The organism is Nostoc sp. (assembly GCF_036917095.1).
In the GTDB taxonomy this organism is placed as follows: Bacteria; Cyanobacteriota; Cyanobacteriia; order Cyanobacteriales; family Nostocaceae; genus Nostoc.
In genome coordinates this window covers 125,686-150,856 of record NZ_JBALFH010000031.1, presented here as the reverse complement: position 1 = coordinate 150,856, position 25,171 = coordinate 125,686, and the positions used below count along the sequence as shown (strand labels likewise).

Below are 25,171 nucleotides of genomic sequence, written 5' to 3'. Positions count from 1 at the left end.
ATCAAAGATGTTATTTCTTAACGCAACAGAGTATTAGCCCGAATGAACAAAATCCTAATTTTAGCAGCCAACCCGCAAGGCGTGAGTAGATTACGTTTAGAGGAAGAGTTACGTGATATCGAGGAAGGTTTACTAAGGGCAAAAAAACGCGAGCAGTTTGTATTAAAGCTAGCATTGGCAGTACGCCATAGAGATATTCACCGCCAGATTATGGACTTTGAGCCAGAGATTGTCCATTTTTCAGGACATGGAGCAGGAGAGGATGGCTTAGTATTTGAGGATGTAAAAGGAGGGGTAAAGCTAGTAGATGCAGAAGCACTCGCAGGACTGTTTGAGTTGTTCGCGGATCATGTAAAGTGTGTATTACTCAACGCTTGTTATTCCGAGATTCAAGCTAAGGCGATCGTGCAACATATTGATTATGTAATTGGCATGAGTCAGGCAATCGGAGATAAGGCAGCAATTGAATTTGCCGTCGGTTTTTACGATGCTTTAGGTGCGGGTAAATCTGTTGAATTTGCATACAAACTTGGCTGTAGACTCATCCGTATAGCAGGTATTCCAGAACATCTTACTCCTACACTGCTGATAAAAAAACAGTTGCAATCGGGAAATTTAAATAAAACAGCTTCATGGTTGCCAGATCCAGATATAAACTCTAAGATTCCTAGTGCAGATAATTCAAAATTTGATATTGATCCTTTATTGCAACTAGTTAATAAATTATCAGTAACTGCTGTATCTAATTATACTGAGCAAGTCACAAAAGCTAAACAGTCTGAGGCCAAAAGCTACATTGGAGCTATAAATAGAGCACAACAAGTATTTTATTTAGAAAATTCAAAATTTGCTTCTACACTAAACGAACTTGAATTAGATATTTGCTCACAAACAGAAAATTATGAATATAAAATTATTGTAGTAGATCAGACAAAGAGCGTTGTAACAGCTACTGCAAAATCAGATGGATTAAAGAGTTATATAGGTGTCGTATTTCAAGAAAATATAAAGGGAGATGAGACCACAATTGCTACAGCTTGTGAAACAGTAAACCCCTCAAGAATACCTCCTGAAATGCCGCGATTAGTTGGAAGTAAAATTCAATGTGCTCCAGGTTCTGTTAATCTAATTAAATCCTAAAATCTACTATAGCAATTCTCATTTGAATGAGGTACGCGGGCAGGTTATCACACATTTGCTAACCTACAAGTATCTGTCGTGAGCTAGAGTTAATTATTTCTTTTTTCTTTGTAAGGCTGCGCCAAATTTTTTTGTGATAGTTAGCTAAATTAACAACAATCAAAAGCTGAGTGTGAGCTAATCATCCACACTAAAATACCTAAGACTTGCTCTACTGGCGAAATTAAGTATTCAGTTAAATCAATAGTTACAGTGCTATCCTCCAACTTGAGGAATGTCCACAGGTTGCCACTAGTAACACTACCGTAGATAGTCGCAATAGGTTTTTCGTATTTGGCATTAAACCTTTGAGCGGCGATCATTTCTGCGATACACTGCCCCAAACCACCTTTAAGATTTTCCTTTTTGGCTTCTACTATCACCACTGCTGGGGCTTCAATAAATAACTGTTCTGGCGAAAGCCCGATCAGAAAGTCGCAAAATCCCGCCAGTCCAACTTCTGGTTCAACATTAAATTCTTCTCTAGAAAAAAAAACTGATTTGTCTGTTGAGAATTTTTCGGACTTCAAACAATATTGGGCTGATAATCAATTCCGATCTAGCTTTCTCAGAACCCATTGCAATTGCTAGCTGGATACTTTCTGCTAAAAATTCAGCCAGCAGAGGGCTAGGTGAAATTGGTTCTATAGGAGGTAAAAATCGCCCACCTTCTACTAAGGTGAGATTAAAGTCTTGTTTTACTTTTCTTAAAGAAAACTCTCTATAGAACATCAAGTGTCTCCTAGTGGCATCCCCTCTCCGCACTGCAAAGAGGGGTTAGGGGTGAGGTTACGCCGGATAAATGCGTAAGCGGCGATTTGGTTCTTCGCCAAAACTATGCGACTTGAGGCGATAATGTTCTACCAACTCATGTTGCATTTTGCGAACTTGGGGAGAACGCGGCAATAACTCGACTGGCTGTCCTTTCGGAATCACAATTTGCTCAACAGCAAGTCTAGCTTCTTCCAAGGCGTCCATCTCATCATCGCTACCATTGTGCAAAAACAGTTGCAGTTCTAGGTCATCCGCCATCTCTGGGTCGTCAATGTTCAGCAACCGCCGCAAACCACGGGTAATTTGGGGAATGGTGCTGGACTTAATCACGTGGATGGGTACATGACGCGCTTTAGCCATTTGGCGTAATTTGGCGTGGTTTTTGACGTGCGATCGCAATGCTAAAATTGCATCAGCAGTATCTATATCTTTTGTCAAGACCACGGGCAAAGTTAGCACGCTAATTACCTGTTCCAGTTGGTGGCGGCTAACGCCATAGGGGTAAACGTGCAGTGGCAAATCTTCACCATTCGGCCCTGGCTGTCTGGTAGCAGCATCCAAATCAATGCTCTCAGAATAATTGAAGGATTCATCCAGCAAACGATCGAATTCACTGCGTCCAGTTACCCGCTCTACAGGCAATTGCGGCAATGCTACCATTTGTCCAGATGAACGCCAGCCATTAGCCTGTCGGGCTGGTGGGAAAGATTCTTCCACTGTCGCTAGCTGTCCACCGCGACCGTTGACAACAGCTAACTGCCTTGTAACAGCGATTTTGCCTTGGTCGTCAACGGTTCTGGTTTGTGGAGTAGGCTGACGCCCCCGCAACAAATTATCTACCGTATCAGCAACGCTTTCGTGTACTGTCCAACGTTGGCGTTCCAACATTTCCACAGCAATCTCGAAGGTAGGAGGGGCTTTCCGCTCCAAAACAGTCTTTTGACTGCCCCGGCGTCTGGCTTCATCGTCTCCCAGTGTCACAGCTTGGATACCCCCAACTAAATCAGCCAGGGTGGGGTTTTTAATCAGATTTTCGATCTGATTTCCGTGGGCAGTACCTACTAACTGTACACCCCGTTCCGCAATGGTACGAGCCGCTAAAGCTTCCAGTTCTGTGCCAATTTCATCAATGACAATGACTTCTGGCATATGGTTTTCCACTGCCTCAATCATCACCTGATGCTGTTGATCTGGATGAGCCACCTGCATCCGCCGAGCGCGGCCAATGGCGGGGTGGGCAACATCACCATCCCCAGCGATTTCGTTGGAAGTGTCAATAATCACCACTCGTTTATGCAAATCATCCGCCAAAACACGGGCGATTTCCCGTAAGGCAGTAGTTTTGCCTACGCCTGGACGCCCCAGCATGAGAATCGATTTACCAGTTTCTACCAAATCGCGGATCATGCCAATGGTTCCGAATACCGCTCGACCAACGCGACAGGTCAAGCCAATAATCTTGCCGGTGCGGTTGCGGATGGCGCTGATCCGATGCAAAGTTTGCTCAATTCCTGCCCGATTATCTCCGCCAAAGATTCCGACTCGTTGAATGCAATCATCTATTTGTTCTTGAGTAACGGGTACTTCGCTCAGATACTCAGCTTGATTGGGAAAGCGAGCCTCTGGGCGACGACCCAAATCCAAGACCACTTCTACTAAACTATCTCGTTTGGGATGATTCTCTAGTACTTGTTGCAGGTCTTGGGGCAAAATGTCTAATAACTTTTGGAGATCGTCTGTAATCGTCATGCTTTCTATTGGTGACGGAAACAACGTAAATCAATACTTTCAGTTTTCGCTCTTTCTTAGATGCTCATCCTAATGCTCAAAACATATAGCGATTAGCGCTTGGACTGTGACTTGATCTGGGAAACGAGAGAATGGGCAAGTTCTACAGCTTGCCAAAGTAATACGTCATCTTCTTCTAGGCGAACAGTCGCCTTCACATTGGTGTTACTTACCTCCTTATTCTCTAACTGTTCGAGAATTGGTGACAGCAGTACGCGGGCGTAGCTACCGTAGGCGACTCCGGCGATAGAGGCAGGGGAGCAGGGAGCAGGGAGCAGGGGGGAAAATTTTTCGCCTTTGCCCCCAGTCAAGTGCCCCTCTGCCTCTTTGAGTAGTCCCATTGTCTTTAACTTAGCAACGGTATAGCTATTAGTGCCGCCTGCTAACTGCACATATCCCGGTAATTTAGCTGCCAAAACTTTTTGCCCTAATTTCACCGCGGCTAAAGTAGTGCCATCGCCAATATCACCACTCATCGGACGACCATCGGTTTGCCAAATTAAAGCACTCTTGAGTGGGGCAATCAGGTCATATACTGCTCTTAGGTAGTCAGTCATCCCCTCGCCATCGGGACAGCTGATGGCTAGTAACTTTAGTCGATCGGCCCACGGTGAAATTGCCTGCCATAATTGTTCAAATTCTGCCAACCGCCCGATTTTTGTATGGATTTCTACGGCATCTACTCCCGTTGACATTACCAATGGCGCGATCGCTCCCGGCGTTGACATATACGAACTTGTATCAATTATACTATAGGGACAAACTGGGATACAACGACCGCAGCCATAGCACTTTTGTGATAATACACCCGAAAAGTCTTCTTTTATACTGTTAAACACGATTGCTTGTGCCGGACAAATCCGTTCACAGGGTCTAGGGCAGTCTGTAGGACACTCAGTAGGATTAAATTCTGCTTTCCGAAAATGGGGGTCTTCTCCATCATTCAGGCTGACCATCAAAAAGGGTGAGTTGCCTTTGTAGTCAAAGCCTCGCTTTTGGGCATCCCTAGCAAGAGTTCTGGCTACTTGTAGCGCTGTTTGCGCCGCTGCAATCACCGCTGGATCAGCTGCGACATCTATGCAGTCAGCGCCCGCCAAAGTATAGGCTAACGTTAAACTTCTGACTGCCGGCAAATGCTGGAAGCTGGCTCCGCAGATAAGCTTGAACCAGTGACCTTGTTTGAGAGATTGTAAAGGGGCGAACAGATCAGTCACACTTCTATTATGCGTTTATGCAACTAAAAATAGTAGCCTGCGAGCGAGAAAAAATCCGGATTTCCTAATTTTTCTGATGCTTTCTGTCTGAGACGCTACGCGTAGCTTGCTTTACCATAAGGATATGCCGGTCTTTAGGCGTTCTCGCAGGGTAGGTGGCGCGATGACTTTTCTCTATCCCACAAGATTGGATTATTTATTTATTTGTTGAAAATCCCTTACCGCAAACCTGGGTTAAATTTGATTACTTTTCCCAAAAGGTGAATCAATAGGGATTGCAGTTCGCGCGATAACTCAAATTAGTTACCCCATACAAGAGATGAGATAGAATTGCGGAACCAACTGGCGGTGCAACTAGCGATCGCTATTCAACAAGCCCAACTCTAATACAACCTGCAAACCCTCAACCCCAAGTTAAAAACCAAAGTGGAGGAACGCACTACTGCACTACAAAAAAGCGATCGCCGATTTCGTACCATCTTCAATAACACCTTCCAATTCATAGGTTTACTGACGCCGGATGGTATTCTACTGGAGGCGAACCAGACTGTGCTAGATTTTGGCGGACTTCAGCTAGAGGATGTCATCAATCGCCCTTTTTGGGAAGCACACTGGTGGACGATTTCACCTCAAACTCAACAAGAATTAAGACAAGCGATCGCCCATGCTGCCCAAGGAGAGTTTATCCGCTATGAAGTTGATATTCTAGGCGCAAATAACCGAGTAGCAACAATCGATTTTTCACTGCGTCCGCTTCTAGACCAGACGGGTCAAGTTGTTTTGTTGATTCCAGAAGGGCGAGATATCACCGAAAAACAAGCCTTGTTGCGCGAATGCAAAAAAGCTGAAGAACGTTGGCAATTAGCGATCGCAGGTACTAATGAAGCAATTTGGGATTGGGATATATCTACTAATCAAACCTTCCGGTCTGAGCTTTGGTTCGCAATGTTGGGATATGAACCCGATGAAATCAGCAATGAAAATGATGAGTGGAGTATTCGCATTCATCCTGATGACTATACCAGAGTCATGGCAGCACAAGAAGCTTATTTGCTCCAGCAAGTTTCAGATTATAACGTCGAATATCGTCTCCAGTGCAAAAATGGCAGCTACCGATGGTTTCGATCGCGGGCAAAAGCGATCTGGAATGAGCAAGGAAATCCAGTGCGATTGGTCGGTTCAATTGGGGACATTAGCGAACACAAGCAGACCGAGGAAAAACTCCGACAAAGTGAAGCACTGCTAGCCACTACTCAACAAATCGCCCATGTAGGCAGTTGGGAATTGAACTTAGAAACGAAAAAGCTTTACTGGTCAATGGAAACCTTTCGCATCTTTGGCCTAAATCCCACTAAAACCAAACCCACCCAAGCGGAATTTTTCCAAATAATTCACCCAGACGATCGCGCCTCGATCGAGACCCAACTGGAACAGGCGATGTCTACGACGGGCTACGCCTACGCCCAAATCACCCCTTTCAATGTTGAGTATCGAATTATCCGACCTGATGGTTCGGTGCGCTACATTGAGTCGAAAGCACAGATAGCCGATCGCGCTCAAGGGCAGGCAGTTAAGCTGTTGGGAGCTGTTTTAGATATTACAGAACGAAAACAAACCGAGTTAGAAATCATTCGTAGTCGTGACCTGCTAGAAGCTGTCTATAATGAATCCGCCGATGCGCTCTTTTTGGTAGATGTAGAAACATTACTGATTGCTGACTGCAACGATCGAGCAGTGAAGCTATTTGCAGCCTCTAGCAAAGCTGAATTCATTAATACTAAAGGTCGCACTCTGCATAAACAACCGCTCACTTCCGATGAGATAGCCACCTTTGTAGAAGAAATTAACCACCAAGGGTTTTGGAGCCGAGAAATTGAATACATTACCAAGCAGGGCAATTCCTTTTGGGGAAACATAGCAGTCAAACAAATCACAGTCGCTGGTACTTTAATGCAACTGGTACAAATCACAGATATTACTGCACGGAAGCATAATGAAGAAGATCGTAAAAGAGCAGAAATAGCTCTCAAAAAGAGTGAAGAACGACTACAATTAGCCCTTGAGGCTTCTGGGGATGGTTTGTGGGACTGGAATATTTTGACTGGAGAAGTTTATTACAGCCCCCTTTATCTCAAAATGCTCGGATACAACTTTGATGAATTCCCACAGAATTTTAGTACCTGGGAGCGATTAGTTCATCCAGACGATCTTCCTTGGGTAAAGAAAATCTTAGCAGCCCACGTGAAGGACAGTTCAGTAACCTACAAATTTGACTATCAACTGCGAACCAAGTCTGGCGAATGGAAATGGATTGCCAGCTACGGCAAGGTTGTAATGCGAGATGCACGCGGTAATCCCCTGCGGATGGCTGGTATTCATCGGGATATCAGCGAACGCAAACAAGCCGAAGCAGCTTTAGCCAAAAGTGAAGAACAACTGAGGCTAACGTTGGAATTTAACCACATTGGTATCTGGGATTGGAATATTAAAACAGGTGATGTTATCTGGAACGACAACCATTATCGTTTGTTGGGTTTAGAGCCAGAAATATCAGCAGCCAGCTATCAGCGATGGCGCGATTCAGCTCATCCAGAGGATGTTAACCGAATTGAACAGGCTGTATTAGATGCACTAGCACAACATACTAATTTTCAAGGTGAATATCGAGTGATTTATCCCGATGGCGGGGTTCACTGGCTCGTTGGGAAAGGGCGTGGCATTTACAACGAAGCAGGCGAACCTGTTCGGATGCTGGGCGTAATTATTGATATCAGCGATGTCTACGACGAGCTTCGCTTACGCAAGCAAGCAGAAGCAGCCCTGCAAGAAAGTGAAGCCCGGTTCCAGGCATTTATGAACAATAGCCCCGTGCTAGCTTGGATAACCGATCCGGATGGGCGTGTACTTTACTTAAACCGAACATACCTACAGACATTTAAATTACTATCCGAACAGGTGATTGGACAATCCATTTTTGATCTCTACCCTGATGAAATTGCTCGGCAGCATTTCGATCGCATTCAGACAGTTATACAGACAAATCAGGTAATTGAGGCGATCGAGGTTGCTCCCCGTCCTGACGGCACCCTTGGTGAGTTCTTGGTATACAAGTTCCCGATTCTCGGATTGTCCGAACAAAAGCTAGTGGGTAGGGTGGCGATTGACATCACAGAACGGAAGATTTTGGAGCGAGAACTGGCTCACAAGCAAAAGTTATTGGATACCTTCATTAATAGCGCACCCGTTGGTATAACAATTCTCGATCGGGAACTGCGTTACTCATTGATTAATGAAGCATTAGCAGAAATTAATGGCATTCCCGCAGCCGCCCATATTGGCAAGAGACCGTGGGAAATTGTTCCTGATGTGGCATCAAAGCAGGAGCAAATCTTTCAACATGTCTTGAGAACGGGTGAATCTATTTTGGATTTGGAAATCAGTGGAGAAACCCCAAAATTCCCCGGTGTAATCAGGACTTGGTTAGCTTCCTACTTTCCGATTCAATCTGAAGCCGATCGACCCATTAGCATTGGCGTTGTTGTAGTTGAAATCAGCGATCGCAAACGCGCTGAACAAATGTTAGAACTGCAAGCAGTAATCACCCGCAACATAGCGGAGGGAATTTGCCTAGTTCGTGCCACAGATGGCGTGTTTGTCTACGCTAATCCTAAATTTGAGCAGATGTTTGGCTATGAACCTGGTGAATTAATCGGTCAGCATGTATCGATTATTAACTACGGTGACGAACATAATACACCTGAATATGTGAATGAGACGATTAGGACTGCTGTCTTGCAAGATGGTGAAGCAACCTATGAAGTCTGTAATCTTAAAAAAGATGGCACTCCATTTTGGTGTAGAGCGAACACTTCCATTTTTGAACATCCTGAGTATGGAAGGGTTCTTGTGGCTGTCCAACAAGATATCACTGAGCATAAGCAAGCAGAGGAAAAAATCAAAGCCTCTTTGAAAGAAAAAGAGGTATTACTTAAAGAAATTCACCATCGGGTGAAGAACAATTTAGGAATTGTCAGCAGTTTGCTGCAAATGCAGTGCAGGCGTACACAAGATCCTCTGGTAACTGCAATTTTGCGCGATAGCCAAAACCGCATTGCCTCCATTGCCTTAGTTCATGAAAAGTTATACCGCTCTGAAGACCTCGCTGATATTGATTTCGCTCAATACATTCCAGATTTAACGACTCATTTATTTGATTCCTATAACGTCAGTTCCAGCCAGATCAAATTGAAAATTCAAGTTGATAATGCTAGCCTAGACATCCAAACCGCCATTCCTTGTGGCTTAATTATCAATGAACTGGTTTCCAATGCTTTGAAATACGCCTTTGGCGATCGTTGTGGAGGCGAAATTCAAGTTAAGTTTTATCAAGAATCCGAGTCTACTTTGACACTCATTATTCGAGATAATGGTGTTGGTTTACCCGAAAACTTTGATAGCAAGAAAGCTAAAACGCTGGGCATAACCCTTGTCCAGGGTTTAGTCAAGCAGCTAAGGGGAAAGCTTGAAATTAACTCTCAACAGGGAACAGAATTCAAAATTACTTTTACAAACAGCCGGGCATAAACATGATTGGCATCTCATCAAATACGCAAACAACAAAGGCGGCTCGGATACTTGTTGTTGAAGATGAGTATATCCTTGCGCTCAACTTACAAGAAAATTTAGAGTCTCTGGGATATATTGTTGTAGATATCGCCGATTCCGCAGAAGCAGCAATTGAGAAAGCAAGCGAGCTGCGCCCAAACCTGATTTTAATGGATATCAGATTACACGGTGACATAGACGGCATTCAAGCATCTGAGCAAATTTGGCATCATTTGCAAATTCCTGTTATCTACATCACAGGTCATTCTGATAGAAATACAGTAGAGCGGGCAACTTTGACATCCCCCTTTGGATATATTCTCAAACCGATTAAGGAGCAAGAACTCTACGTTGCTATTCAAACAGCACTCAACCGCTGCGATCGCGAACAATTTTTGAGTTCTGTGCTTGGGGGAATGAATGATGGGGTGATTGTAGTCGATCTTCAGTTAAACATCAAGTACCTAAATCAGGTGGCTGAAGCATTGACAGGGTGGCGATGGGATGAAGTCAAGGGACGGATGTTAACCGAGGCGATCGAATTCGTTGACGAAGAAACTCAAATCCCCGTCCAAAATCCAATCATCGCAGCTCTCCAAGAAGAAACTCCTATCTATCTAGGCAGTCGGGTTTTACTAATTGCCAGAGACGGGACAAGTATACCAATAGCTGATAGCGCTACTCCCCTGAGAAATAATAGTGGTGTAATTACAGGAGCCGTACTAGTTTTACGGGATGATACGCAACGACGGCTAATCGAAGAACAGAAGCTCGCAGCCGAACGTGCCCAACAAATAGAAATTCAAGTGGCAGAACTCCAACGACTGAACCAGTTGAAAGAGGATTTTCTGGCAACTACTTCTCATGAAATGCGAACGCCTTTGTCAAACATCAAAATGACAATCTCCGCGCTAGAAAATCTTCTCGATCGGCAGGGCATCTTAAATTCAAACGCACTTTCCTCATCAGAATCTGTAACCCGCTACTTAACTATCCTGCGCGATCAGTGCGAACAAGAGCTAGATTTAGTAGACAATTTGCTGCATATACGAATGCTTGATGCAAAAGTCTATCCATTGGAATTAACTTCAATTCAACTACAAAACTGGCTGCCTCACGTTGCCGAGTATTTTCAGGAACGTGCTGGAGTTAGACAACAGACTTTGCAAGTTAGCATACCTCCAAATTTACCAGCTTTAGTTTCAGACTTGGCTAGTCTGACCGAAATTGTCTCGGAGTTACTTAACAATGCTTGTAAGTACACTCCACCTAACGAACTGATTACAGTGGATGTTCGGCTAATTTACACCACAAAAAACCTAATCAATAAGGATGCTGAATCTAGTGTATTACGTAATTTTCAAGTTCCCTCCTTTCAAATCACAATTAGCAATTCTGGGGTGATAATCCCGAAAAAAGAACAGTCTCGAATCTTTGAGCCGTTTTACCGAATTCCTCAAAGCGATCGCTGGCAACATGGCGGCACAGGATTAGGTTTAGCATTAGTGAAGAAGTTGGTCGAATATCTCGAAGGCACAATTGAAGTTAGCAGCGCTCAGGGCTGGACGACGTTTACAGTTCAACTGCCGTTGAGCTTGTCAGAGTGATTGGTGACACAACAGATTAATCAACAGTTAAACTCAAGGCACGATCGAAATTAAAATGCTCAACAGTAATTTATGCAAGCGTTGGAAATTTTCTATCATGTAGTAAAACACGCTTTAGAGAAAGATGGTTGGCTAACGCTTTTGTTGCTCAATGGGAATTTCGATTGCAAACTCTGCCCCTTGCCCAACAGAAGAAGTACAGGTAATATTTCCTCGGTGTTTTTGCACAATAATTTGATAACTAATAGATAATCCTAACCCACTGCCTTTGCCCACAGGTTTTGTGGTGAAAAATGGGTCAAATAAACGCGATCGCAACGACTCTTGTATACCAGATCCATTATCAGCGATCGCAATCTTGACCATATTTAAGTCTATTACCTCTGTGTGAATCCGAATTTGGGGAGTGGAGAGGAGGGAGTAGGGAGTAAGAGATTGATTCCCCACTCTCTCTTCTATTGCATCAATAGCATTATTCAACAGATGCATAAATACTTGGTTTAGTTCGCTTGCATAACAAGTGACCAAGGGCAAGTTACCATAATCTTTTACTACAACAATTGTGGGACAGTCTGCTGCTTCCCTGAGTCGATGTTGTAACATCACCAAAGTATTTTCGATGCCTTCATGGATATTTATCCGTTTCATCTCTGCTTCATCATGCCGAGAAAAATGTTGTAGTGCCCGTACAATTTCCCGAATGCGATCGGAGCCTCTATACATTGCACCTATCAGGTTTTGCAAATCCTTAATCATAAAATTCAGGTCTAGATTTTTGGCTATTTGCTGAATTTTTGGTGTGGGTTTGGGATATTCCTGTTGATAGACCTCAATCATATTTACTAGGTCTTGCACATATTGACCAGTATATTGGAGATTCCCATAAATAAAACTGATAGGGTTATTAATCTCATGAGCAAGCCCAGCCACTAACTGCCCTAGCGCCACCATTTTTTCGTTCTGAATCTGTTTAACTTGAGAGGCTTGCAAGTTATCAAGAGCCTGTTGGAGCAAAAAGTTTTTTTCTTGCAGTTTAACTTGGAGCATACGTAAATTAATCTGATTTTCGATTCGCAACACTACCTCTGCCCCATGAAAAGGTTTTGCAATATAATCAACACCCCCAACATCAAAGGCTTTTACTTTATCTACAACATCATCCAGAGCGCTAATAAAAATTACTGGGACTTCAGAAGTTTTATCATCAGCTTTAAGTTGTTGACAAACTTGATAGCCATCCATATCTGGCATATTGATATCCAACAAAATTACATCTGGCAAAACCATTTGACACGCAGTCAGAGCCATTTTACCGTTTAAGGCTTTGCGAACTTCAAAACCTTGTGCAGTCAACATTGCCGATAAAAGCCGCAAATTGTCTGGGGTATCATCGACCACCAAAATATTTTTTTTATGATGGTTAGTTTGATTAAAATGCATTATTCTCAAAAGCTATGCTTATAATTATTGAGGATAGGAAATGCTTCTTTGAAATCACCCTAAAATTTGTTGATTAATTTCACCAAAATATTTATATTTATAGTTTAGCTTCCACAGCGACTGGAGAGTTTTACAGACTATCAAGGCTATTAGGCTAGTTATCAGCCTTACAAACTTAATAGCCTGCTTACAGTAATATATAGCGTACAAATAGCCAATCCTGAAAGACAAGCAATCAGTTGCGAACCTAATAGCCTGCTTACAGCAGTATAATAGATAGCACGTACAGATTATCTAGCCGAGCCTCAACCAAAATTGGCGGTAATTCCATCTCTTCAAGGGGTGTCCCGGATAGCCGCCCGCCTCCTTCGATTTCCTCACGACAATTCAAGAAAAAAGCGATCGCGGCAGCGTATCGGTAAAGAATTGCAATGTTTTCGTAGCCTATTTGATAGCTACCACTGAGGTGCTGCGGCAAGCAACTTCAGAACCGATTGTTGTTCTATAGGTTTAGAAAACAGATATCCTTGAGCAAAATTACAGTTTAAACTTCTCAATAGGGCTAACTGTTCTTCGGTTTCAACACCTTCAGCGATCGCACTCATCCCCATTGAGTTGGCGATGCCAATCATTGCTGGTACTAACCCCATATTCTCTTTGTTTTCCTGCATCCGTTTGACAAAAGATTTATCAATTTTGAGTCCATTCAAAGGAAAGATGTGTAGGTAACTCAAAGAGGAATACCCTGTACCAAAGTCATCCATAATCAACTTGATTTTTCGCTGCTTTAGTTGTTGAAGAATTATTTTAATCGCATTAGTATTTTCCATAATTACACTTTCTGTAATTTCTAATTCTAAATATGCAGGATTTATTTTATTTTCATAAATTATTCGGTCAATTTGTTCTACCAAATCGGGCTGTGAAAACAACCGTGCACTCAAATTGACACTAATAGTTAAAGGTTCTGGTGTGACTGGATGATGTTGCCAGATGCTTAGTTGATGACAAGCTGACTGTAATACCCAAGTATTGATGGGATTAATCAAACCTGTTTCTTCTGCCACAGGAATAAATTCTGTGGGAGAAACCAGACCGTGAATCGGATGTTGCCAACGCACCAAGGCTTCAAATCCAGAAATCCTGCCTGTAGTTAGGGAAACAATTGGCTGATAATAAACGAGGAATTCTTGCCTTTCAACAGCCCTTCGCAGGTCATTTTCTAACTCTAAAAGCTGAATAGCTTCCTGATGCATCGCTGGATTGAAAACATGATATTTGGCTCTTCCTTGAGCCTTGGCGCGATACATTGCCGTATCAGCATCCCGTAGCAAATATTCTGGGCGATCGTATTCTTTATTACCCCAACTAATACCAATACTGGCATTCATGAAGACTTCATATCTTGACAGCTTAAAAGCAAGTGATAGCTGTTTTAGAATCCGTTCGGCAACTTGGATTGCTATGTTGATATCTGTGATATTTTCTAAAAGAATTCCAAATTCATCCCCGCCTAATCGTGCTAGAGTATCAATAGATATCAGACATCCTTGCAGGCGTTGAGCGATGGCTATCAGCAATTCATCTCCCACCAAATGACCAAGAGAATCATTGACAACTTTGAAGCGATCGCAGTCCAAAAAAAGTACCGCAAACTGATAACTAGATTCTTGCTTGGCTCGGTTTAAAGCATTTTCTAGTCGCCTAATAAACAAAACTCGGTTTGGTAATCCAGTTAGTGAATCATGCAGCGCTATGTCTAGGAGTTGACTTTGCAATTTCTGGCGAGAATTGATTTCTTGTTGGAGTTTTTGTAGAGCTTTTTCTAGCTCCCCAGTCCGCTGTTTTACCCGATCTTCCAGTTCGATATTTAGTTTCAATACTTCTAATTGTGCCGACCTCAATGCCAGTTGATTTTGCACGCGCACCAAAACTTCTTGAAACTCAAAAGGTTTGGTGATGTAGTCTACACCACCGACCCTAAAGGCTTTAACTTTGTCAAAAACATCATCTAAAGCGCTAATAAAAATTACCGGAATATCGGCTGTTAGCTCCCAAGCTTTAAGGGTCTGACAAATTTCATACCCATCTACTTCTGGCATCATAATATCCAGTAAAATCAAATCCGGTAATACTGTTTGAGTTGCTGTCAGCGCCATTTGCCAGTTTAAGGCTTTACGAACGTTATACCCTTCCCTTGTCAATATGGAGGATAAAACCCGGAGGTTGTCCGCCATATCATCAACGATCAAAATATCTTTTTTATCAGGGTCTAAGTGCTCGTAATTCATTCTATGTTTGTTCTAGTCAATTCCATGATTTTCTCAAACTGGTAGTTATTTGCTAAATCCCGGAGAACTTGGAAAACTTGACCATTATCTGATGGAATTTGCTTGATTAACTCTAAAATCAGTTCGTCGCTACAGCTGGCTGCGGCATAGTGTATCTTTTGGAGCCATTCAGGTGACATTTGTGATAAATGGCTCAGGAGTTCGGCAACACTGACAAACATCTGTGTAGGTTGCTCGACAACTGCTGTGTTTGTGATTTCTACTTGGTTGGTATAGTTTACACCCAGATGTTGGCTCAGTTTTTCCAATAATACTTCCTGCGTGAATGGCTTGCGAATAAAATCATCGCAGCCAATGGACAAAATTTTCTGGCGTTCTTCCTCAAAGGCGCTAGCAGTTAGAGCAATAATCACCGTGTCTGTATTGGAGCAACCCTGTGTTACTTCAGAGAAGTCGTAAGGGGGAGCCAGGGCTGTTGGTGTCCGCGTTTGTAAAGTGGATGCACCAGAAGCATCATTTCCGATGAAACCAGTTGTTTCTGTGTAGGAGTAGAAGTTAGGGAGCCTCCCAAAATTCAGTTCGCCCGTGGCGTTGGCGTTTGCGGAGCATCTCGCAGAGAAGCTAGACGCGCCGATAACTTTGGGTAACATACTGGCTGCCCCCTGCCCTATTTTTCTAGCCTTAATTATTCTTGTCGCTTCGTAACCGTCCATGACTGGCATTCGCATATCCATAAAAATCAAGTGTGGTTGCCAAGATTTCCAATTAGCGATCGCTTCATTCCCATCTGTAGCTTCCCTGACTTCAAAGCCGATAGATGTGAGAATTTTAACTAGTAATAAACGGCTTTCTTTGGAGTCGTCAACTACTAAGATTCGGTATGCTTTTTCAGTAGGTGCTAAAGCTAACATTTGCGATTTAATTTGATTTGTCGGCATTTCTCTGGGACAAGTTAGAGCAATCTGAACATCAAAGGCAAATGTACTACCGACGCCAGGCGTACTGCTGACAGTAATATCTCCTCCCATCAGTTGCACGTATTTGCGGCTAATCGCCAAACCCAATCCCGTCCCTTGTTGGAATTTTCTGCCGATTTCGGTTTGTTCAAAAGCCTCAAATAGCAAGTCCATTTCTTCTGGGGCAATTCCACAGCCAGTGTCTTGTACCTCGAAGATTAGGGAATGGGATGAAGAAGCAGAGGGGTAGGGGGCAGGGAGCAAGGGGGATGAAGAATTACCTCTTTCTTCTTTCCTCTCTGCTCCCCAATCCCCAGCCCCCAGTCCCCAGTCTCCAGCCCCCAGTCTTACCCGTAGTGTCACCCTCCCCGTACCAGTAAATTTGATGGCATTTCCCAAGAGGTTGAGCAAGACTTGACATAGTTTATTTTCATCCGTTTCTATGTACTTAGGAAGGTTTTGGGCATATTCAAACACTAATTCTAAATTGTTAGATGCAGCACGCAAGTGTAACATCTTTTCTAAGTTCTTCAACACATGAATTAAGTCAAAGCTGCTAGGATTTAATGCGATTCTGCCAGCTTCTATTTTGGACATTTCTAGAATGTCGTTAATCAAGTTGAGTAGATGTTCGCCAGCCCGATTAATAATTGCCAAGTTTTCTTGGTGTTCTTCAGATAGCGAATAATCTCGGTTCATGACTTGGGTGAAACCGAGAATCGCATTGAGTGGAGTACGCAGTTCGTGGCTCATGTTAGCGAGGAATTCGCTTTTGGCGAGGTTGGCGGCGGCGCTTCGCGCGGCTTCTCGAACGGCTGCTTGTTGTTCTTGTGCAGCGATTTTTTGCGATTGAATCAGTTCTTCTTGGGTGGTTTGCAGTTGCTCGATAACTTGCTGAAACTCTTCAGTACGTTTTTTTACTTGAGCCTCTAAGGTGCGATTATATTCAGCTAATAGGTTTTCTGCTTGTTTGCGTTGAGTGATATCAAAAAATGTAGCGATCGCAAAAGCCAGATTTCCCGATTCATCATAAATTGGTTTTCCCAAAACTTCAATGGGAGTAATCTTGTCACAACTGCGAATTTCCATATCATCAATCCTGGCACTTTCCCCAAGCAATGCTCTCAAAATCGGCAGGCGATCGCTGGGGTAAAGTCGATCTGTCCCAGCTAGGTAAGCTTGATATACCTCTGACAATTCTTCGGCGCTAACTTCTGCGATCGCTCCTTGACCAAGAATTTGCTGCCCAATTTGATTTGTGTAATAAGGTTCGCCTTCAGCATCGATGATAAATACACCTACTGGCATGGCTTCTAAAAATTGAGTTAGCCGACTCTGACTGTGAGATAGCGCCTCATTTAAAACTTGCATCTGGGCATTCTTTGCTGACAAAGTATTAAAGGATGTTTGCAGTTGCTTTGCCATAGTTTCAAATGACTTGGCTAGTTCCCCCAGCTCATCGGAGCGCTGAATTTCTGGTGTTTGCTCCCATTCACCCTTAGCAATTTTCTTCGCCGATCTGTTTAATTGTACAATCGGCTTGATTACCCAGCGAGCAGTCAAAATCCCAATTATTGTAGCCACTAAAAATGCAACTATGCACAACAAAATGGTGATGCGGGTGTTAGCGTTAATTTGCTCCATAAATTCGCCTTCGGGGATCGCCACCACGATTAGCCAATCTAAACCCAGTTCGTCCCTCCAACTTTTTACCTGCACAAAATAACGCATTCCATCGGCGGTAAAACTTAGCTGTTGTTTTCCCACAACAAACCCAAGACTGCCAAAGCGTTCGATCAAAGACTGTGTTGTAAGTCTAATTAAAGGATTTTGACTATCTAATGCCGCTCGACGTTTTCCTCGACCATTAATGATGGTATACGGTGGCTCGTTAGTAGAAGAAGCGACTATTAAGCCAGAACGCTCTAAAATAAAAGTTTTACCCGTCTCTTTAAGCTTTAATTTGGCTAAAAAATTGCTGATTTGTGATAAGAGCAAATCAACACTAATCACCCCAACAAATTTGCTATTTTTATCGTAAACAGGATAGCTGGAAGATATGGATAAAATTTCTGGTTTATCTTCCCATGGATAAATTTGACTCCAGACGGGTTTGCCTATCTTGACTGCATCTGTATACCAGGCTTCTTCACGAGGATCGTAATTTTTGACTTGCTGAAGCTGGTGGCGATTCCCCTTGTTGTCTGTATTGTAAATCTGAAGTTTCCCGACGCCATACTTTTGGCTAACTTCATTAATCAAGAGCTTGCCATTATCTAGACGTTCAACACCGATAAATTCGCCTTTGGGATTGGCAAAGCTGTTGTAGCCAACATTGAAAACCTGCATTTGTTTCCAAAAGTAATTTCCGGTGGTTTTAAAGTCTGAAAGGTTGAGCAAATCTAGCTCAATTGCATCTAAGTTGATTTGATTGATTTGCTTCGGCGTTGTTAAATACCTATCGAGATGTTGTTCAATGCGATCGCAGATTTCATTTTCTAATTGAGTAGCAAGCTCCTTTACCGCTTTTTGGCCGTTTTGATACGAAAGATAGCCCACAAGTCCTACCGCCCCACAAATTTGCAATATAAAGGGCACAATCAGAACATACCTCAGGGGCATCTTGGCATAAACGTTGCCAACTAAGCGATTAATAGATTTGACGGGCTGAATTTTGGATAACATTGTTGTTTCATTCTTCCCCAGCATATACTGGGGGCATCTTTGCCATATCAGCTACATTTAATCCCAGCATAATTACGGCGTATGATTGACTTTGGCTATCACATTTTCCTATTCTTCGTATAAAAATAACTAAACTCTTGCTGTGTACTTCTTTGACTGACTGACTTCCTCCAACGCCTAATTTTCAAACTTGCGATATGCCTAGCCCGTCGTAGACATCGCACCTGAATTTGCTCAGTTTTATCTGGCAATATTTCAACGAATTTCCTCAGATGAACTGAAATTTAACCGATAAGCTACAGTATGCCATTCTCAAATTCAGGTTGCCATCAGCAGTCAATCCTAAATTTAATTTTTAATTGCTAAAGTCTTGATTTTCCAGTCTTAAAACCTCTAGAGTTATACAACTATCTTTAACTACAGCAATTTTAAACTTTTTATGCAAATACATAGTAAAAAATAAAAAAATTCCAAAAAGTTTACTTGGGATTTTTATTTTTAAATAAATGTTAATTTTATTGTGGAAGTATGTCAACCTCATCGCCGATTTGTAAAATTTTTCCGGCTGACGATGGGGGTAATTGGGTATTGACACTCAATCTGTAAAAGTGATTAAAAGGCGATGAAGCAACCCAATTTGGTAAAGTTGCTTGCCGTTGCGTTGCAAAAGTTTTTTGAAAGTTTGGGTAAGCTTCCCCTAAATAAGAATCGCGTGTTGGGACTATACAACGCTGACATGGTTTATCTCCAAAAAAGTCCACATCTCCGACTCGAAAAGAAACTAAATCACCTTGTTCGCCAAATAGCCGATCTTCCCAAAATGCTGGTACACCATCAATCTCAATGTTGGCACGCATCCGACGACGCATTTCATCTACACTTAAACCGGGAAACCAAGAAGCTACCTCTGCCAACGTTGCCGTACTAATTACCGTTGGGCCAAGTGAGTGTATATCGTCAGGAAAACCCATCAGAGAGTTTTGTCCCAATGTGACAGCAAACTCAAAAAAATCACTCAAAGTTGCTTCTAACGCTTGTCGTTCCTTATCCATATGAAAAATTTGTTGTAAGTCGCCGCCTGGGATTTGCAAGGAGATAGTTCTATTTAAGAGCGCAAATTGCGCCCTTAGTAAATGGATTTTAGCATGACGTTTGCCATTGACAAATCTCCCCTGTTCGTCCAAAATGGCAAGCTCGCGGTCATGCTGTAGTGCACCACTGGCAAGAACTGTAGCGTTCTCAACTTCAACACCATCCAGTGACTTAACTGGATACAGTAAAATCTTGGCTAGGTAAGGCATCATAAAATTTTGGATTTTGGATTTTAGATTAAAAGATTGTTAAGCTTCCGTGGTGTACATTGCTCTCCCTTTCCCTTCTCCTGTCAAAGACGCGTAAAACAAGGGCGACGCTCATTCCTCGCTCCAAAAGATATATTGAACACCCACACCACGGTTAAATATTCAAGGCGAATAAATGAGCCAGCGCGTTGCCAAGTTCCCGACGCTCGATAGTAAAGCGGTAGCCACTATGCGTAGTGTCTGACTCGCTAATACTGCCCTATCCGTTGTAGGGACAAACCCTCTCCATTGGCACTTCTTCCACTCTAAGACAGCCAAGTGGCTTCGGTGCCATTGGACGAGTTTCTTGTGATTTAGCAGTCCCCAATCTAAAATCTAAAATTCTTTTGTTACTTATCCATTCGATCGATTTTGTTAATTTATGGATATAGTGGCGATTTATCTATTCCTCCAACATGATTTAGAGGCCAGAAGCGAACTACAGCACGTCCAATAATATTCTCGCGAGGGACAACACCCCAGCAGCGGCTATCGTAACTGCTGTTACGATTGTCACCTAGTACTAAATATGAATCGGTTGGTATAGTCTGGGGTTTTGCCAAAAAAGGTGGCTGTGGCCCTGATTGGCAAACATCAATAACTGTGGTCTGTCCAGAACTTAGGTAATTGGATTCTGGGAGAAGTTTGTTGTTGATATAAACCTTGCCATCCTTAAGTTGGATTTTTTCTCCAGGTAAGCCAATTACACGTTTAATAAAAGCATCCTGGTATTGTTCTTTTTGTAGCTCTTTAGTAGGTGAAAATACTACGATATCTCCCCGCTGCGGGTCAGCAAATTTATACTTCAACTTATCGACAATAATTTTGTCTGCCTCCCACTGGTTTGGCGTACCATGCAGAGTTGGTTCCATCGATCCAGAAGGAATCCAGCGTGCTTCCGCAACAAAGGTACGAATTCCCAGAGCTAGAACAATGCTCAATACAATTGTTCTACCTAGCTCTGCGATCCAGGAATTATCAGGTTGTTGACTAGAATTGTTATCAGACACTTGATTATGCATGAAATTACTTAACTGAAGGAAAGATGTAGGTAATTAACTCGCCTAGTGAGACTTTATCTGTTAATCTTAACGGGAAAACTTTAATTTTCTAGTCATGTTTGCATGTTGACTACCAATTTTAGATTGTGGATTTGAGATTTGGGATTGGGGGTGTTTCTTCTGGGTCGTGACTCGCCTTTGATGGACGAAACCAATTTCAAATCCCCAAGCCGCATCCCTTTTTACGCTCAATCCCAAAGACGCTCGCGGACTTGGTTTAGCTACGCTATCGTAAATCTAAAATCCAAAATTGATTGACGGGGTTCATCATAAATTAAAAATAAACTTTTTTTAACGTCCGGCAAAAATTGGTTACTCCGATCGCGACTCAGTTTAACCTAAAAGCATAGTTCTCTGTAATACATAAGCTGCCCTTGCTTTAATTTACATCGAGTCGAGAACCAGGATGCTTGCCAAGATTGCATTTCCTCTCTCCGAGACGCTACGCGAACATTTTGAATTTTCAAATCCTTATCCCTATGTCATCTCCACAAATTTTACTGATTCGCCGCGCTCGCATAATCCTACCCAATGGTGAACTGATGATTGGGGATGTGTTGACGCGCGATCGCCAAATAGTCGAAGTTGCGCCAGAAATCTCCGAAACAGCAGTAGCCACTGAAATTGACGCAGAAGGCTTAACTTTGTTGCCAGGAGTTATCGATCCGCAGGTGCATTTCCGAGAACCTGGACTAGAACACAAGGAAGATTTATTCACCGCCAGTTGTGCCTGTGCTAAAGGTGGAGTCACTTCTTTTTTAGAAATGCCCAATACGCGCCCCCTGACAACGACACAGGAAGCTTTAGACGACAAGCTAGAACGTGCCTCACACAAGTGCTTGGTTAATTATGGCTTTTTTATTGGGGCAACACCAGAGAATCTACCAGATTTGCTTTTGGCAAAGCCAACACCGGGAATTAAGATTTTCATGGGGTCGATGCATGGTCAGCTGCTGGTTGATGGTGAAACAGCACTCTCTGCAATATTTGCTAAAGGCGATCGCTTGATTGCCGTTCATGCCGAAGACCAAGCTAGAATTAACCAACGCCGCCAAGAATTTGCCAATATTCACGATCCAGCCGTTCACTCGCAAATTCAAGATAATCAAGCGGCAGTGCTTGCAACTCAACTGGCATTAAAACTTTCTCAAAAATATCAACGTCGTCTGCATATCCTGCATATGTCAACGGCTGAAGAAGCAGATTTGCTGCGTCAGGATAAACCTAGTTGGGTAACAGCGGAGGTTACACCACAGCATTTGTTGTTAAATACGAGTGCCTATGAGAAGATTGGCACTTTAGCACAGATGAACCCACCTTTGCGATCGCCCCACGATAACGAAGTTCTCTGGCAAGCTTTGCGCGATGGTGTGATTGATTTCATCGCTACAGATCACGCGCCGCACACCTTAGAAGAAAAAGCTCAAGAATACCCCAATAGTCCTTCGGGAATGCCTGGGGTAGAAACTTCCCTAGCTTTGATGTTAACTGCGGCGATGGAAGGAAAGTGTACTGTTGCTCAAGTTGTTAACTGGATGTCTAAGAATGTAGCTGTAGCTTATGGTATTCCCAATAAGGGAGCGATCGCACCTGGTTATGATGCCGATTTAGTGCTTGTAGATTTAAATACATACCGTCCAGTCCGGCGCGAAGAACTTTTAACCAAATCCCGTTGGAGTCCCTTTGAAAGCTGGAACCTTACCGGCTGGGCTACAACTACCATTGTCGGCGGTGAGATAGTTTATGACAAAGGCCAGGTAAATACGCAAGTGCGGGGTCAAGCTTTAACTTTCTTGTAGCAAATATTTATTTAAGCTTACGTAGTTGACGGATAATCATACATCAAAGTCATACTTTAACTGGCAAGATTTTCATCTATCCAGAGTCAAGACTAGACCAATGCGGTTTGGTTAAAGCTAAAAGGTGAAAATCCTTGTTTTTCCTCGTTTACCGTTTTAACCAAAGGGTATTGACTTGTTGCTGTATCAAAAATTGCAACTTGAAACCTTGAATTTATTTGTAAGTGTTTCAAGTCAAATCTTCAATAGCTATTTCCTTTCCCCTATAAGATTACCTATTTATTCCAATACAGTTCAGTTAAGCATTTCTTCCTTCTCTTTTTTCTCTTCCTTTGCGTCCTTTGCGTCCTTCTCTGCGAGACGCTACGCGTAGCTTGCTTCTCCGTAGGAGTACGCGGTTCGTTAAAAAATAACTTTGACAAAAAGTTTTAGCCTTAACCCAAGCGTATTGCTATTTATTCTTCTTTTCCCTACTTGGCGTTCTTGGCACGGCAGCTGCTACAACGGATAGCGTGCAGCGTCTCGTAGCGAACCAGACGCTACCGCTTTGCTATGCGTCGGGAACCTGCCTTTTGGTAAACGCTCCTTCTGGTGCGGCTACGCGTAGCTTGCTTCCCCTCTAGGGGTACGTTGCTAACGCCAGTCGCCTACGGCAAGCCGCTTTGCGTCTACGTTAAAAAACTTAGATGTTCTTCCAGCCGGAGAGAAGTAAACAAAATGGAACCGTATTGCGATTAATCTCATGATGCTTGACCTTCATCCAGGTCATGTATTCGCCAGAAACATAACCAAAAAAAATAATCAAGGAGAATTGCGATGTCCTTCAAAATTTTGGCTTTAGACGGAGGCGGTATTCGTGGAGTCATTGCAGCACGAATACTTCAACAAGTAGAACAAGAAATTAGAAATCAGGGGAAAGGAAACTTTTTACACGAATATTTTGACCTGATTGCTGGCACTTCTACAGGTTCAATATTAGCGGGCGGAATTGCTGTAGGAAAGGAGAGTGATGAACTCATTAAACTCTATAGAGATAAAGGTAAAGATATATTCCCGCCGAATAGAAAAAATCGCTATAAAAACTTGCCGCCCATCATAAAATCCATTCTTGATGTATTTTCAGTACCTAAATATTCTCATGATGGAATTATTAGCGTCCTCAAAGATGCGTATAAATCTACAAGAATAAAGGATATTGAAAAACCAATTATTTTGATTCTTGCTTACGATACGTTATATCGGAATACAACATTTTTTACAAATTGTCATCCCGATCTCGGAGACAAATGGTACGATGACTGTTATTTATGGGAGATATGTACCGCTTCTGCCTCAGCTCCCAGTTTTTTTCCACCATATAAATTAGAACCTGTAGATAAACAAAAATTTGGTGATTGGGAATTCCCACACATTGATGGAGGAGTTTCTGCTAATAACCCCTCTCTTGCAGCTTTAAGTCTAGTTATGAGGATCGCTCAGTCTTCAGTCTCTCCAATAATAAAGCAAAAGTATAAACTTGATAATCTGCGATTGGAAGATATTTCTATCCTTTCTATTGGCACAGGCCAAACTGGTGAACCATATCAATATGAGCAAATAAGCAAATGGAGAGGCTTCAATTGGGCACAAAATCTTACTAATATCTTTATCGAACCTACATCTGAGATTGGTAGTACGATTTGCCGCCAAATTATGGGTGGATATGATTCTAAACGTTACTTACGTCTTCAGTTTGATTTAAATGAGAAATTCCAACCCAAGCCAGAAGAGACTTATAAAGATCCTCGGATTGTATTACCTCCAGAAGCTCGAACAAACCGATTTACAGGGGAAAAAGTCAATGAAGAAATAGATAACGCTAGTTCAGAGATTCTTCACCAGTTAATAGATACTACTTCTGAATTTATTGATAAAGGTCTTACGTACTATACTAGAGACGACTCCGGTTATCCGATAAAGAAGGCGATCGCCTCTTTCATTAGAGATAACTAGTACATGCACGTAGGCAAATATTAATATTAATTAATTTTCTATACAATATCTCGTATTTCTACAGAAAACATCGGGCAAATACGAGATACCTTATTTAAATATTTATTAATGTTAGTGTTAATTACAGATGTTAATTAAATAATTTATTGCTAGTCAAAATTATTTAAATTAATTGAAAAATCTTTGATAGTTCAGTAGTTTTGTGTATACTTTATAACTTTAAAGCGAGTATATTAAGTATAAGGAAAAGTTAGACAACTTCTACATAACTTGATATTGTTTAACTTTTCTCTACTAGCTTTGGCTGCTAAAGAATACCGATTTGTTCTCTTAATGAAAGTAGAGAACAAATCGGTTAAATCAAGCTGACTAAGTTCTGTGAAAACTCTTATTTAACCCAACAACAGTTTACGTTTGCTTGATTCATACACCATTTAAAT

Annotated in this window: 13 protein-coding genes and 1 pseudogene; 5 read left to right on the top strand and 9 right to left on the bottom strand. The window is 42.3% G+C overall.

Annotated elements, in window-relative coordinates; all coding sequences use genetic code 11:
- Positions 1 to 42: 42 nt before the first annotated feature.
- The gene (locus V7L01_RS15370) at positions 43 to 1,140 is read left to right on the top strand and encodes a type IV pilin-like G/H family protein (RefSeq protein ID WP_335036097.1); all 1,098 of its coding nucleotides are present in this window, start codon (positions 43 to 45) and stop codon (positions 1,138 to 1,140) included.
- Positions 1,141 to 1,289: 149 nt separating this feature from the next.
- On the opposite strand, the pseudogene V7L01_RS15365 reads toward V7L01_RS15370, so the two are convergent.
- The 3 genes and pseudogenes from V7L01_RS15365 to ldpA form a co-directional block, all read right to left on the bottom strand.
- Positions 1,290 to 1,911 (bottom strand): annotated as a pseudogene (locus V7L01_RS15365) (hypothetical protein).
- A gap of 57 nt (positions 1,912 to 1,968) precedes the next feature.
- Entirely contained in the window at positions 1,969 to 3,702 is a 1,734-nt protein-coding gene (locus tag V7L01_RS15360) for a R3H domain-containing nucleic acid-binding protein (RefSeq protein WP_335036095.1), read from the bottom strand.
- Positions 3,703 to 3,794: 92 nt separating this feature from the next.
- Entirely contained in the window at positions 3,795 to 4,955 is a 1,161-nt protein-coding gene (gene ldpA / locus V7L01_RS15355; RefSeq protein ID WP_335036094.1) for a circadian clock protein LdpA, read from the bottom strand.
- 426 nt (positions 4,956 to 5,381) lie between these two features.
- Here ldpA and V7L01_RS15350 point away from each other — a divergent pair, with 426 nt between their 5' ends.
- Both V7L01_RS15350 and V7L01_RS15345 read left to right on the top strand, forming a co-directional pair.
- Positions 5,382 to 9,539, top strand: a complete 4,158-nt coding sequence (locus V7L01_RS15350) for a PAS domain S-box protein (protein ID WP_335036092.1) — start codon at positions 5,382 to 5,384, stop codon at positions 9,537 to 9,539.
- A 2-nt stretch (positions 9,540 to 9,541) separates the two neighbouring features.
- The gene (locus V7L01_RS15345; RefSeq protein WP_335036090.1) at positions 9,542 to 11,167 is read left to right on the top strand and encodes a hybrid sensor histidine kinase/response regulator; all 1,626 of its coding nucleotides are present in this window, start codon (positions 9,542 to 9,544) and stop codon (positions 11,165 to 11,167) included.
- A gap of 132 nt (positions 11,168 to 11,299) precedes the next feature.
- Here the strand turns inward: V7L01_RS15345 and V7L01_RS15340 are convergent, their stop codons facing one another.
- The 6 genes from V7L01_RS15340 to lepB form a co-directional block, all read right to left on the bottom strand.
- On the bottom strand, positions 11,300 to 12,607 hold the full coding sequence (locus V7L01_RS15340; protein WP_335036089.1) for a hybrid sensor histidine kinase/response regulator: 1,308 nt from the start codon (positions 12,605 to 12,607) through the stop codon (positions 11,300 to 11,302).
- A gap of 259 nt (positions 12,608 to 12,866) precedes the next feature.
- On the bottom strand, positions 12,867 to 13,085 hold the full coding sequence (locus tag V7L01_RS15335; RefSeq protein ID WP_335036087.1) for a hypothetical protein: 219 nt from the start codon (positions 13,083 to 13,085) through the stop codon (positions 12,867 to 12,869).
- Positions 13,063 to 14,898, bottom strand: a complete 1,836-nt coding sequence (locus tag V7L01_RS15330) for a two-component system response regulator (protein ID WP_335036085.1) — start codon at positions 14,896 to 14,898, stop codon at positions 13,063 to 13,065. The genes V7L01_RS15335 and V7L01_RS15330 overlap by 23 nt, the downstream gene beginning before the upstream one ends.
- On the bottom strand, positions 14,895 to 18,539 hold the full coding sequence (locus tag V7L01_RS15325; protein ID WP_335036083.1) for an ATP-binding protein: 3,645 nt from the start codon (positions 18,537 to 18,539) through the stop codon (positions 14,895 to 14,897). The genes V7L01_RS15330 and V7L01_RS15325 overlap by 4 nt, the downstream gene beginning before the upstream one ends.
- Positions 18,540 to 19,054: 515 nt before the next feature.
- Entirely contained in the window at positions 19,055 to 19,840 is a 786-nt protein-coding gene (locus V7L01_RS15320) for an MOSC domain-containing protein (RefSeq protein ID WP_335036283.1), read from the bottom strand.
- A 419-nt stretch (positions 19,841 to 20,259) separates the two neighbouring features.
- Positions 20,260 to 20,901: a signal peptidase I gene (gene lepB / locus V7L01_RS15315; RefSeq protein WP_335036081.1), complete on the bottom strand. Its 642-nt coding sequence runs from the start codon at positions 20,899 to 20,901 to the stop codon at positions 20,260 to 20,262.
- Positions 20,902 to 21,419: 518 nt separating this feature from the next.
- On the opposite strand from lepB, the gene V7L01_RS15310 reads away from it, so the two are divergent.
- Both V7L01_RS15310 and V7L01_RS15305 read left to right on the top strand, forming a co-directional pair.
- The gene (locus tag V7L01_RS15310) at positions 21,420 to 22,739 is read left to right on the top strand and encodes a dihydroorotase (protein WP_335036079.1); all 1,320 of its coding nucleotides are present in this window, start codon (positions 21,420 to 21,422) and stop codon (positions 22,737 to 22,739) included.
- An 816-nt stretch (positions 22,740 to 23,555) separates the two neighbouring features.
- A complete protein-coding gene (locus V7L01_RS15305; protein WP_335036077.1) occupies positions 23,556 to 24,731 on the top strand; it encodes a patatin-like phospholipase family protein in 1,176 nt (391 codons plus the stop codon).
- Positions 24,732 to 25,171: the final 440 nt, after the last annotated feature.